General features: G+C 61.0%; 12 protein-coding genes. 4 read left to right on the top strand and 8 right to left on the bottom strand.

Going from position 1 to position 12995, the window contains the following annotated elements:
* The 6 genes from WH299_RS29330 to WH299_RS29305 all read right to left on the bottom strand — a co-directional run.
* On the bottom strand, nt 1–894 hold an 894-nt coding region (locus WH299_RS29330), incomplete at its 3' end, for a DMT family transporter (RefSeq protein ID WP_339551992.1).
* Between the two features lie 103 nt (nt 895–997).
* Nucleotides 998–3568, bottom strand: a complete 2571-nt coding sequence (locus WH299_RS29325; protein WP_122724802.1) for a TonB-dependent receptor — start codon at nt 3566–3568, stop codon at nt 998–1000.
* A 128-nt stretch (nt 3569–3696) separates the two neighbouring features.
* Complete coding sequence (locus WH299_RS29320) at nt 3697–4668, bottom strand: FecR domain-containing protein (protein ID WP_122724804.1); 972 nt, start codon at nt 4666–4668, stop codon at nt 3697–3699.
* Entirely contained in the window at nt 4665–5204 is a 540-nt protein-coding gene (locus WH299_RS29315) for an RNA polymerase sigma factor (RefSeq protein ID WP_016975119.1), read from the bottom strand. Before WH299_RS29315 ends, WH299_RS29320 begins: the two co-directional genes overlap by 4 nt.
* Before the next feature lie 200 nt (nt 5205–5404).
* Nucleotides 5405–6277 carry a dihydrodipicolinate synthase family protein gene (locus WH299_RS29310; protein ID WP_122724806.1) on the bottom strand — a complete coding sequence of 291 codons (873 nt, stop codon included), beginning with the start codon at nt 6275–6277 and terminating at the stop codon, nt 5405–5407.
* A gap of 28 nt (nt 6278–6305) precedes the next feature.
* Nucleotides 6306–7088: an aldolase gene (locus WH299_RS29305; protein ID WP_028619303.1), complete on the bottom strand. Its 783-nt coding sequence runs from the start codon at nt 7086–7088 to the stop codon at nt 6306–6308.
* 105 nt (nt 7089–7193) lie between these two features.
* Here WH299_RS29305 and WH299_RS29300 point away from each other — a divergent pair, with 105 nt between their 5' ends.
* Nucleotides 7194–7721: a helix-turn-helix domain-containing protein gene (locus WH299_RS29300; RefSeq protein ID WP_028619304.1), complete on the top strand. Its 528-nt coding sequence runs from the start codon at nt 7194–7196 to the stop codon at nt 7719–7721.
* Nucleotides 7722–7860: 139 nt separating this feature from the next.
* Here WH299_RS29300 and WH299_RS29295 read toward each other — a convergent pair whose 3' ends face one another.
* Complete coding sequence (locus WH299_RS29295) at nt 7861–8877, bottom strand: DUF4917 family protein (RefSeq protein WP_339551991.1); 1017 nt, start codon at nt 8875–8877, stop codon at nt 7861–7863.
* A 123-nt stretch (nt 8878–9000) separates the two neighbouring features.
* Here WH299_RS29295 and yiaY point away from each other — a divergent pair, with 123 nt between their 5' ends.
* Entirely contained in the window at nt 9001–10149 is a 1149-nt protein-coding gene (gene yiaY / locus WH299_RS29290; protein WP_339551990.1) for an L-threonine dehydrogenase, read from the top strand.
* Here the strand turns inward: yiaY and WH299_RS29285 are convergent.
* Nucleotides 10146–11303 (bottom strand): MFS transporter, encoded by a 1158-nt coding sequence (locus tag WH299_RS29285; RefSeq protein ID WP_122724813.1) that lies wholly within the window; start codon nt 11301–11303, stop codon nt 10146–10148. The two genes, yiaY and WH299_RS29285, sit on opposite strands and share 4 nt — an antisense overlap.
* A gap of 94 nt (nt 11304–11397) precedes the next feature.
* On the opposite strand from WH299_RS29285, the gene WH299_RS29280 reads away from it, so the two are divergent.
* Entirely contained in the window at nt 11398–12072 is a 675-nt protein-coding gene (locus WH299_RS29280) for an NAD(P)H-binding protein (RefSeq protein ID WP_339551989.1), read from the top strand.
* Complete coding sequence (locus tag WH299_RS29275) at nt 12072–12983, top strand: LysR family transcriptional regulator (protein WP_123476425.1); 912 nt, start codon at nt 12072–12074, stop codon at nt 12981–12983. The genes WH299_RS29280 and WH299_RS29275 overlap by 1 nt, the downstream gene beginning before the upstream one ends.
* The last annotated feature ends 12 nt before the right edge of the window (nt 12984–12995 follow it).

Genomic DNA, 12995 nt, shown 5'->3' with positions numbered 1-12995 from the left:
TGAGCCAGCCTTGATTATTGGTGCTGGCTGCACCGTCGTCTTGCGCCCCAGCATCACCGTCACGATCACCCCACACGCAAACAGCCAGGTAATCGGCTCGATGTGTTCGCCAAAGAACAGCGCCGAAAACGCAATGGTGAAGAAGATCTGCAACAGTTGGATCTGGCTGACCCGCGCAATTCCGCCCATGGCCAACCCGGCGTACCAGGCAAAGAACCCCAGGAACTGCGAGAACAGCGACACATAACCAAACGCCCACCACGCGCGCATCGAAATCGCCCCTTGATGCTGCGCTGCCAGGTACCACACCGGGCCGATCAGCACGGGCGTCGACAGCACCAGCGCCCAGCAGATCACCTGCCAGCCACCCATCTCCTTGGCCAATCGGCCGCCTTCGGCATAACCCAGGCCGCCCACCGCGATCGCACCGAGCATCAGCAAATCACCGGCCTGGATACTGCCGGCCCCGGTGATCAACGCGTAGCTCAACACCAAGCCACTGCCCAGCGCCGCACAAGCCCAGAAGGCTTTCGACGGCCGTTCATGGGACAGCCACGCCGCGTACAGCGCCACGCACAGCGGTTGCAGGCCGTTGACCAGCGCACCGTGGGACGCCGGCAAGGTCTGCATGGCCCAGGCTGACAACACCGGGAAACCCAGGATCACGCCCGCGATCACCAGGCACAGCCCGCGCACCTGGCGCCAGGTCGGCCAGCGTTCGCGGCGCCACAGCAGCAGCGCCGCCGCCGGGATCGCCGCGAACAACGCGCGGCCCAGGCCGTTGAGCAACGGGTGGATTTCCTGCACCACGATGCGGGTGAAGGGCAGGGTCAGGCTGAAGATGATGACGCCCAGCAGGCCGAGGGCCATGCCGGTGTTTTCGCGCGAGCTCATGGGGAAGAACCGAAATCTAGAGGGCTTCAAGGGAAGCCCATCTAGCCACATCCCCCGCCGATTGCGGGCTTACAGCTGGGTGCGGATTTATCCGTACAGTTTTTCAGAAGAAGCGGGTGATGCTGATCTTGGCGTTGCGGCCTTGGCTGTAGACACCTTCGCCGCTGAGTGCAGGTTGGTAGAAGCGGTTGAAGAGGTTGTCGACGGTGAAGTTGATCTCGGTGCCCTTGAGACCGGCCTGCTGCGGTTTCCAATTGGCGAACAGGCCTTGCGTGTCGTAGCTGGCGTTCTCCGTTTGGTCGTAGATAAAGTCGCCGATGGTGGAGTTCAAACCGCCCGCGTAAACATCGGTGGGCACGCGATCGGTCTTGCGTACGAACTGGCCCTGCCAGCCCACCTGCGCGTCCCAGCTTGGGATCTTGGTACCCAGCACCACCACCCATTTTGCCGGTGGGATATCCCGCGCCCATACGTGCAGGTTGGTCGCCCAGGGGTTGGTGTAGGGGTTGTCGCGCTTGCCTGTGGCCCAGGAGTAAGTCAGGGAACCGAATAGGTAGGTCGAGTCGTAGTAGCTTTCCAGCTCGAAGCCCTTGATGGTCATGCCACCCACATTGCGATAGTTGGTCCTGGATGCCGCGTCACTGCATACCGAATCGATACTGCCCGGCACGGTCAACTGCCGTTCGCAGCCAATGCCGGTGGCCTTCATGATTTCGTCTTCGATGCGGTTGTGAAACAACGTGGTGCGCAACTGCAAGTTGTCTTCACGGGTGAAGAGGCCCGAGAAGTTGGTGACGTTGCCCGCGGTAATCGCCGTAATGCGCTCCGGATCGAGGTTCAGGCTGGTGGCGCTACGGGTGCTGATAGCGCCCTGGACTTCGTACTGTTCATCGATCACCGGCGCACGCCACGTGCGGTTCCAACTGGCGAAGAACGCCACATCCGGGGTCACGTTCCAGAACGCCGCCAGGCGTGGCGACCAACCGGTGTAAGTGCGGTCGCTGTAGTCGTGGCCCACTTTCGGGTCAGGACTGCTGTAGTACGGCGCATCATTGGCTTGACCGCGGTTGCGCACATGGTCGTAACGCAGGGACGGCGTAATGGTCACGTCGCCCAGGGTAATCGCGTCCTGAATATAGAATGCGTTGGTGTCGACCTTGCCGTGAGGCATGAAATACGGCTGGAAATGCCCATAGTTGTATTTAGGCGTGTTGTAGGCTGCTCCCGGCATCCAGCTTTCGGTTTCGCGCTTGTGCTTGCGGATCTGCACGCCCGTGGTCACCGCGTGTTCCAACGGGCCGGTGGTCAGCAGGCTGGTATTGCGCAGTTCGAGGATGCGGTCGGTGTAGGACGTGTCCATCTTGCGTCCGCCGGTGGCCAGGCCAATGACGGCATTCTCGGCGCGCTCATCGGTCTGGTCGGTATTGGACTCCGAGTAGCTCAGCTTCAGGTCGATCAGCGGGTTGTTCAGGGGGTGGTATTCGTACTTGCTCGACCAAGTGGTGTCCACCGTGTCGCGGTCGGCCAGGAAGCGAGACACCGCCGTGGCGTAGCCGTAGCGGTCGATGGCCGATTGTGTCGGTGGTGATGGGTAGGACTTTGCCGAGAACGGCGTCATACGTTGGCTTTGGGCGCGTGAGTAAGACAGGCCCATGCTGTGTTCGTCGGTGAAGTACGCGTTGAACTTGAACAGCTGGCCTTCGACATCCTGCGCGCTGTTGGGCAAGCGTTTGGGGTTGATCGGGTACTGATTGCGTGGGTCAGGCGGTGTGTCGGCAAGCTTGAGGTCATCGCCGTCGCGTTTGGTCAGGTAGGCCAGGCCGTCCATGCGGCCGTCGTCGGTACGGCCATACACGGCGCCGGTGTAGACCTGCTCGTGGGTGTTGCTGGCGTAGCCGTATTTGACCATCGCCCCGGCATTTTGCCCGTCCTTGAGCAGGTCCGGTGCGTCCTTGGTGATCATGTTGACCGTGCCGCCAAAACCGCCGTTACCGGTAAATGGCGAGTAAGGGCCTTTCTCCACCTCAATGCTTTTGATCAACTCGGGTTCAATGAAGATAGTGCCTTGTTGATAACGCTCGAAACCGCTTTTGGCCGCGCCATCCACGGTCATTGGCACATCCTCGGCATCGCCCATGCCGCGGATGTTCATGGTCTGGCCGCCCGGCTTGGGTGAGCCGCCCATGGATACCCCGGGCAGGGTCTGCAACAGCGAAGGAATGTTATCGGGCTGGTAGCGGTCGATATCCGCCTGGCTCAGCGTGGAGCGGCCCACGGTGCTGGAGTCGACCTGGCTACCGGTACCGATCACGCTCAGTGCATCCAGTTGAACAACGCCGCTGTTGGTGGTCTTGCCCTCATCGGGGCGCACGACGTAGGTGCTGCCGACCTTGATCAGGGTGAACTCGCCGTTTTTCAACAGGGTGCGTATCGCCACTTCCGGCGTGAAGTCGCCGTTGAGCGCGGGGGCTTGCACGTTCTTGAGCAGCTCTTCATCGAACAGCAACTGGATCTGTGCCTGTTGCGCCACCTGGCTGAGGGACGTGGCCAGTGACTGCGCTGGCAGCTGCAGCGTGAGCGAATCGGCCTGTGCACTGAGGCTGAATACCAGGCAACTAGCGATGAGCGTCGGTCGAAGAAACAGGTGCGAAGCGTGGCAAGGCGCGCGAAACATGAAATCCCCCGGTGTGGCCAAGTGGCCGAAAAGGTGTGCGTATCAAACGCAGACCGGGGGAAGACGCGGCTGCTCGAAAAAACCACACCTGCGAATGCAAAATATTCTCAAATAAGAATTTTGAAAGGTTATTTGCTCGGTTCGATGCGTACTATGCCATCGGCCGACGCCACGGTTTTCACCGGTAACAGGGCGGGCAGGGCGTTGAGCAGGGCGTCGGGATCATTCACATCCAGGTTGCCCGAGACCTTCAAGTGCGCCACGGCGTTACTGACCTGCAACGGTGCCTGTGGGCGGTACAGACTCAATTCATCGATCAGGCTGACCAGCTCGCGGTTGCGAAACGACAGGTGACCGCTGCGCCAGTCGGCCACCTCTTCGGCGGTGAGGGTCTGCTGCTGCAACGTGCCCTTGGCGTAGCTGAAGATCGCGCGCTGCTGCGCACCCAATAGGGTGACGGGGCTTTTGGCATCCGGCTCGAACGCGACCTGGCCATGGGCGACGCTGACCACCAGTTGCTGCTGGCTGCGCCGCACATCGAAGCCGGTGCCGACCACCCGCACATTGGCCTCGCCCGCTTGCACGAACAGCGGGCGTTCCTTGTCGGCGGCCACTTCGAGGTACAGCTGGCCTTTGTCCAGGTGCACGATGCGCTGGTACGCGGTGAACTCCACCCGCACGCGGGTGTTGGCATTCACATACAAGGTGCTGCCATCGGGCAGATTGAGGGTGCGCATGCCTTTGGCGTGGGCTGCGACCTGGGTGTGATACAGCTCGCGGGGCGCGCCGATATGCGTGGCCATGATTGCGCACAGCAAGGCGGCCGCCACGGCCAGGGCAGGGCGCCATACGGAAGGCTTGCGCTGGGGCAGCGCCACGGGTTTGTTCAGTTGCTGCAACTGGGCGAGGTCTGCCCACAGTTGCTCGAATTCGGCATAGGCGCGGGCATGGGCGGGCTCGGCTTGCCAGGCGGCAAAGGCCTTGCGGTCGGCACGCCCCGCGTCATTATTGCGGTTGCGGGCAAACCAGCTGGCGGCTTGGGCATCGATGGAGTCACTGTCCTCGATGTCCATCATGTCGGTGTCGCTCAGGCGGTTCATTCTGGCTGCTCCGTGCCGGGTTCGTGTTGAAGGCGTCGCTTGCAATGCAGCAGGGCAAAAGCGATGTGCTTTTCCACCATGCTGGTCGAAATGCCCATGCGCTCGGCGATCTGCGCCTGGCTCAAGCCTTCGAAGCGGTGCAGCATAAGGGCTTCTCGCCTGCGGGGCGAGAGTTCGGCGAGGACTTCTTTCAACTGTTCCAGGCGTTGCAAGCGTTGCACGGCGGCCATGGGATCGTTTTGCTCGTCGGTGACAGGCTCGGCGTCCATTTCGGCCTGATCAGAGTGGACGGTATGCCGTACCTTCTGTTTGCGCCAGTGATCACGCAGCAGGTTGCGCGCCATCTGGAACAGAAACGCCCGTGGCTGCTCGACCTTGGCCCGGTCGCGGTAGTCCAGCCACTGAGTGAAGACATCCTGGGTCATGTCCGCGGCGTCGCTGGCGTTGTCTGTGCGCTTGCGCAGGAAATACAGAATGTCTGTATAGAACCCGCGAAAGGCATCGGCCGACAGCGGGTCGGGCTTGGGACGAGACATGGATATCCTTCTTGACGAAGCACGACTTGGAGAAAGTCGCGAATGGTATCGAGAACCATTGTCATTTGTCTCTATTTTACGGATGTACACAGCAAAAAATGTGGGAGCGGGCTTGCTCGCGAAAGCGGTGTGTCAGTCGATTTATCCGGTGACTGGCACACTGCATTCGCGAGCAAGCCCGCTCCCACAGGGATCGTGGGTTAGCGCAGTAATGCTTTCAGTTGTTCGATCCCCACGTCACCCAGCGGGAACACTGGCAACCGAGGATCACCCGCTTCCAGCCCCGTCAAACGTAATCCCGCCTTGATCGTCGCCGGCAATCCACCCTTGAGGATGAAGTCCAGTAACGGCAGCTGGCGGTAAAACAGCTCCCGCGCCTGGGTCAGGTCATTCGCCAACACTGCCTCATACAACGCCAGGTTGAGCTGTGGGATCAGGTTCGGCGCCGCCGTGCACCAACCCTTGGCACCCGCCGCAAAGGCTTCCAGCGCCAGCGGATTGCAACCGTTGTAGAACGGCACGTCGCTGTGGCGATGCAACTGGTGCATGCGCTGGATATCCCCGGTGCTCTCCTTGACCATGGTCACGTTGGCCACCTGCTTGATGATGCGCAGGATCAGGTCCACCGACATGTCCGTGCCGCTGGTGGCCGGGTTGTTGTAGAGCATGATCGGCACGCCGATGCTGTCGCCGATCGCGGCGTAGTGGGCGATGATTTCTGCTTCGCTGAGTTTCCAGTAGGAGGTCGGCAGCACCATCACTACATCGGCGCCATTGGCCTCGGCGTAGCGGGCGCGGCGTACGGCTTTGGCGGTGGTGAGGTCGGACACGCTGACGATGGTCGGTACTCGACGGGCGATTTTGGCCAAGCTGTAGGCGCTGACTTCGTCCCACTCGGCGTCGCTCAAGTACGCACCTTCACCGGTGCTGCCCAGTGGCGCGATGGCGTGTACGCCGCCGTCAATCAGGCGGTCGATGGAGCGGCCGAGGGCGTCGAGGTCAACGCGTTGGCCGTCGGCGCTGAACGGGGTGATGGTGTAGCCGATGATGCCGTGAATGGTTGGGCTGGACATGGGAAGTCTCCGGTCAGAAAAGGGCTAGTCAGTTCAGGCAATCGGCGTGTTGACGCAGGTTCTGCCGGGCGTAGTAGTTGAACGCGGCACCGTGACGCTTGGGCCGGGAGATCCAGTCATGAGCCTCGCGCCCCAGCTCCGGCAGGATCGGCTTGATGGTGCCGGCCGCCATCGCCAGCAACTGCAATTTGGCCGCGCGCTCGATCAACTGCGCGATCACACAGGCTTCCTCGATGCTCGCCCCGGTGGACAACTGACCGTGGTGCGAAAGCAGGATCGCGCGTTTGTCACCCAGTGCCGTGGTGATGATTTCCCCTTCTTCATTGCCCACCGGCACACCCGGCCAGGCCTCCAGGAAGGCGCAGTCTTCGTACAGCGGGCAGAGGTCCATATGGGACACCTGCAGCGGCACTTCCAGCATCGAGAGCGCGGCGATGTGGGTGGGGTGGGTGTGAATGATGCAGTTCACATCCGGCCGCCCACGGTATACCCAACTGTGAAAACGGTTGGCCGGGTTGGGAATGCCGTGGCCTTCCAGTACTTCAAGATCTTCGTTCACCAGCAACAGGTTGCTGGCGGTGATCTCATCAAAACCCAGGCCCAATTGCTGAGTGTAATAGGTGCCCTGTTCCGGCCCGCGCGCGGTGATCTGCCCGGCCAGGCCGGAGTCGTGGCCGTTCTCGAACAGGATGCGACATGTGAGCGCCAGCTTTTGCCGGACGGTCCACGTATTATCCGCCAGGGTGTTTTGCATCTGGACCAGTGCTTGCTTGACCAGTTGGTCTTTTGGGAGTGCTAATGTCTTGGCCATATCGGGTGCCCTCGGTGGCTGCAAATGACACTAACGATGCTATATGACACTTTGTGTCATTGGCAAGCACAGCTCATCGCTTACTGCATGGATTAATCGCAGCGCATGTCTATCCGTTTGAAATTATTGAGAAAAAAACTTGGTGTAACGTTGGATGTCCTGGCCGAAAAGTCTGGGATGACCAAGAGTTACCTGTCCAAGGTCGAGCGCGGGCTGAACACGCCGTCGATTGCCGCCGCGTTGAAGCTCGCCAAGGCGCTGAACGTGAAGGTCGAAGAGCTGTTCAGCGAAGACAGCGTCAGCCTCGACAGCTACAGCCTGGTGCGCAGCCATGAGCGGCCGGACACGTCACCGGGTTATGCGGTGCTGGCCCATCAGGTCAGCGAACGCAGCCTGCTGCCGTTCATCATCTACCCGCCCGCGGAGTTCACCGACAAGACCTTCAAGGAGCATGTGGGGGAAGAGTTTCTGTTTGTGCACGAAGGCCAGGTGGAAGTGGATTTCATGAATGAGCGGGTGATTCTGGAGAGGGGCGATGCGCTGCACTTCAATGCGCAGAAGCCCCATCGGTTGCGCTCGGTGGGGCCGGTGCAGGCACAATTGCTGGTTGTGGTGCACAGTTCGGAAGAATGATGTCGCGCGTGTGTTGCGAACACACTCAATGTGGGAGCTGGCTTGCCTGCGATAGCATCACCTCGGTTCAGCTGACAGACCGAGGTGCCTGTATCGCAGGCAAGCCAGCTCCCACATTGGATCGACGTCGCCCATAAAATCAGCGTTCGACAGGGACTGACAGGGCAGGATGACCCAATGGGTGCGTACGCGCCGCGAAGAACTTCAGCGCCACCCCAGCCCCCTCAAACAACTCCGAATACCGCCGCTTCTGTTGACGGATAAACCCATCACTGCGCCCCGACACCGAGATCGCCAGCGTGGACAGCCTGGCCTGGCGAATCGCATCCACCAGGTGTTTGTCCTGCGGTCCCAGGTCATGGCCAAAGATGCACAGTGCACCTTCGTGGTTGAGCAACTGCTCATAGCAGAACGACAGGTAATCCGAACTGCGGATCGTCTTGAGCTTCTCCTCAACCTTGCCCTCGCTGACAAACAGCGGCACATCGTCCAGGGTCTTGATCGTGTTGTTGATCGCAAAGCTGCTGAGCAAGGTGCTGTCGGTGGTCGGCAGTTTGCGCGCGGTACCATCCAGGTTGCGCACCAGGTGCAGGCCGCCGTGCAGGTAGAGGATGCGCGTAGCATCGGTGCGGGTGTCACGCAGGTCGAAGCTGGCGTCGGCGCTGTGGAACAGGTCGTCGATGCCCGGCGTGTGCAGGATGGCCCAATAGTTGAGCAGGTCGTAGTTGCTGGTGAAAACCGTCGAGTAATGCTTCAGCTCAGCGTTGATCGTCGCCAGCGTCGACGGTTGCACCAGGCGCCATGGGATATGCACCGCGTGGATGGTATTGATCAAGGCTTCCTTGATCGCGTAATAGCGATTGCGCGGCGCCGCCGAGCTGACGGCCAGGGCCTTGTTGACCCGGCTGGTGGTCTTCAACGCGCCCAGGGCTTGCTCGAAACTGCGGGTTTGCAGGGCGTCGAATACGCTGAGCTCGGACTGGCTCAGGGGCTTTTCCTCAACGGTGCGAGCGTTTTCGAACAGCGAGTCGTAGGCAAAGTCTTCCCAAATGGCACGGCTCGCGCCATTGCCGATCAGAATCCCGCTGAAGTCCGTGCTGCTGCGCAGGGCGCTCCAGTCTTCAAGGTGGGCGTCAATATCCTGGAAATCCTTCATTGCGGCGGGTCTACTCGAAATCGGCTGGACGGAGACTTTATCACGGGTCGGCGTTGATCCTGATCAAGATGCGCTGGGTAGCGCAGGTTGATGCTGTAGGCATAAAGCCTCTGAGGATTGACCATGAGCAGCACCTTCTTTATCCCCGCCGTGAACATCATGGGCACCGACTGCCTCGACGAAGCCATGGCCGCCATTCGCAACTATGGTTTTCGCAAGGCGCTGATCGTCACCGACGCCGGCCTGGCCAAGGCCGGCGTGGCGAGCATGATCGCCGAGAAACTGGCGATGCAGGACATCGACTCGGTGATCTATGACGGCGCCAAGCCCAACCCGAATGTGGAAAACGTCGAGAAAGGCCTGGCGCTGTTGCAGGAAAGCGCTTGTGATTTCGTGGTGTCCCTAGGCGGCGGTTCACCCCATGACTGCGCCAAAGGCATCGCCCTGTGTGCCACCAACGGTGGGCATATCGGCGACTACGAAGGCGTTGACCAGTCCGGCAAACCGCAACTGCCCCTGGTGGCCATCAACACCACCGCCGGCACCGCCAGCGAGATGACACGTTTCTGCATCATCACCGACGAAACCCGCCATGTGAAAATGGCCATCGTCGACCGCAACGTCACGCCGCTGCTGTCGGTCAACGACCCGGCGCTGATGGTCGGCATGCCCAAGGGGCTGACCGCCGCCACCGGCATGGACGCGTTGACCCACGCGATCGAAGCCTACGTGTCCACCGCCGCCAACCCGATCACCGACGCCTGTGCCATCAAAGCCATCGAACTGATCAGCGCCAATCTGCGCCTGGCGGTGCGCGACGGCAGCGACAAGGCCGCCCGGGAAAACATGGCCTATGCGCAATTCCTCGCCGGCATGGCCTTCAACAATGCGTCCCTGGGTTTTGTGCACGCCATGGCGCACCAACTGGGAGGTTTATACGATCTGCCCCACGGCGTATGCAACGCGGTGTTGCTGCCCCATGTGCAAAGCTTCAACGCCAACGTCTGCGCCAAACGCCTGAGCGATGTGGGCCGTGCGTTGGGTGCCGACGTCAAGGGCATCACCGATGAAGAGGGCGCCCAGGCCGCCATCGCCGCCATTCGCAGCCTGGCCCATGATGTCGAGATCCCGGCAGGATTGCGCGAGCTGGGCGCCAAGTTGCAGGACATTCCCTTGCTGGCGACTAACGCGCTGAAGGATGCGTGTGGGCTGACCAATCCACGGCGGGCGGATCAGCGGCAGATCGAGGAGATCTTTCGCAACGCGTTTTAATCCGCTCGACAACGGGCGACGCACACAGATGCGGCGCCCGCCAACACCACACATAACAACGCCAACGGCCACGCCTGCTGACTCACCAGCAGGCTTGCCACGCCACCGATCAATGCGGCCATCAACTGGTGCATAAAACCGCTCAACGCCATGGCGTAGGAGCCGCTCACCGGTGAGGCGTCGTTGGCCAGGGACAAACTGATCGGGTAACTCATCGATTGCCCCAGCACCGCCACGCAGTAAGGCAGCCACAGCAAGACAGCGATTCCGCCAGCAAGCACACTGCCCAGCAGCATCACGGCCGTTCCCGTCAGAACCAGTGCCACGCCCCAGCCCATCATCTTTACCCGACCCGTGCGAGCCACGAAGCGGTTGACCATCAATGCCCCCGCCAGATACGCCGCGCTGATTGGCCAACCCAGCCAGCCATATTGCGCCGCGCTCCACTCGAAACGGCCTTGCAGAATCAACGGTGCACAGGTGTTGAAGGCGATGATCACCCCATAACCCAGGCCACCGGCCAAGGCTGCGTGCAGAAACGGTGGATGTCGCACGATGGTGGCGTAGATGCGCCAGGCGGATAGAGACGCGTCGGCCTTCACCAGCGCCGGGAACGTCACCCGTTGCAACACCAGCATCAACCCGAGCGCGCCAATCGCCAACCCGTAGAAGATCGCCTCCCAGCCAAAGATCACCTGCAACAGCGAACCTGTGAATTGACCGATGCCCAAAGCGATCACGAAAGTCATGCCCAGCCACGACAACCCTTTTGCCAGCAATGCACCGCTGAAGCTGTCACGCACCAACACCCGCGCCATCACCGAAACACCGCCTGCCCCCAAACCTTGAATCAGCCGCAATGACAGGAAGACTTCAACGCTGGGGGCCGAGGGGATCGCGGCACTCGCCACGGCGTACACTGCGAGCGCCGTCAACAGCACAGGCTTACGCCCAAAACGTTCGCCCAGGCTGCCCCATAGCAGCATCGGCAAAGCCATACCGACGAGGTAGATCGCCAAGGCCAGCGCGACGTGGTCTTCGGCGGCTGGGAGGGCGCGGGCGATGGCGGGGACGGCAGGCAGGTAGCTGCTGATGCCGACTTGGGCGAGGAAGGCGGCGCTGCAGGCCAGGGCGAGGGTGGTGGTATTGTTCAAAGGCAAGCTTTTCCTTTTTCAGCGGTAAGCTACAAGCTGCTAGTGTGTTTGTCTCTAACGTGCGGCTAATCGTTTGTAACCAAGGAACCAACCCATGAGAGTTCTGTTATTCGGCGCCACCGGCATGGTCGGCCAGGGTGTCCTGCGTGAGTGTCTGTTGGCCGCTGACGTTCAGGAAGTCGTCGCCGTTGGCCGCACGCCCTTGACCCAGGAGCACGGCAAGCTGCACCAGGTGTTGCATGGCGATATGCTGGATTTCCAGCCTCTGGAAAACCTGTTGCAAGGCTTTGACGCGTGTTTCTTTTGCCTCGGTGTTTCATCGGCGGGGATGAATGAAACCCAGTACACCCATCTCACCTATGACCTGACGCTGGTCGCCGCCAGCACCCTGGCGCGGCTTAATCCGCAGATGACCTTTATCTACGTCTCAGGCGCCGGGACGGACAGTTCCGAGGCGGGTAAGTCGATGTGGGCGCGGGTTAAGGGCAAGACCGAGAACGCCTTGCTGCGCCTGCCGTTCAAGGCGGTGTATCTGTTTCGGCCGGGGGTGATCCAGCCGTTGCATGGCGTGCGGTCGAAGACGCCGTTGTACCAGTCGTTTTATTCGGTACTCGGGCCGTTGTTGTCGTTTGTGCGGCGGCTGAAACCGGGCTGGGTGGTGAGTACCGAGACAGTAGGCCGGGCGATGTTACAGGCTGCCAGCCAGGGTGCGCCGCAGCCGGTAGTGGAGCAGGCCGAGATCAATCGGCTGGCCAGCGAGCGTCGCTGATGCTGCACAAGAGTCTGGTGCGTCGCTTGGACCTGATCACGCTGCAGTTGTTTGTGGCGGTGTTCGAGGAAGGCACGCTTACCCGTGCTGCCAACCGTGAGGCCATTGCGGTGTCGGCTGCCAGCAAGCGTTTGATGGAGCTGGAGCAGATGCTGGGCGTTAGCCTGTTCGTGCGCAGCGCCAAGGGCATGGACCTGACGGCAGCCGGTGAAACCCTGCTGCACCATGCGCGGCAGATGCTGTTCAACGTCGAGAAGATGGGCCTGGAACTGGGCGAGCACAGCCATGGTGTGCGCGGCTATGTGCGGATGCTGGCCAATCTATCGGCAATTATTCAGTTTCTACCGGAAGACCTGCGGGGCTTTTCCGAACTGCACCCCGAAGTGAAAACCGACCTGGAAGAACGTCCCAGCAAGGGTGTGGTGCAAGGTGTGTTGGATGGCGTGGCGGACCTTGGGATTTGTTCCAGTGACACCGATATCAAAGGCCTGCCCAGCGTGACGTATCGACGCGATAAACTGGTGGTGCTGATGCCGGCGGATCACCCGTTGGCAGAGCGTGAAACCCTGGCGTTCAGTGAAACCCTCGACAGCGATTACGTCGGCCTGCACGCCGCCAGCTCCATCAATATGCGCACCCATGCGGCCGCGCGCGAGGCGGGCAAGATGCTGCGCCTGCGCATTCATGTGCCGGGGTTCGACGCCATGTGCCGGATGGTCCAGGCGAACATGGGCATCGGAATCCTGCCGCAGAAAGCATATGAACTGTTTGGTCGTGCATTGGGTTTGCATGCCGTGCCGCTGACGGACGACTGGTCGGATCGCAGCCTGATCCTGGTGGTGCGTGATGAGGCGCAGCTGTCGCCGGTCAGCCGGTTGCTGTTCGAAGATCTGCGCAGGACGACGGGTTGAGCGAAACCCTGT

Origin of the sequence: Pseudomonas sp. MYb541 (assembly GCF_037479595.1) — a bacterium.
GTDB lineage: Bacteria > Pseudomonadota > Gammaproteobacteria > Pseudomonadales > Pseudomonadaceae > Aquipseudomonas > Aquipseudomonas canadensis.
Note: the sequence above shows the minus strand (reverse complement) of the source record. Positions and strands in the feature narration are given on the sequence as shown.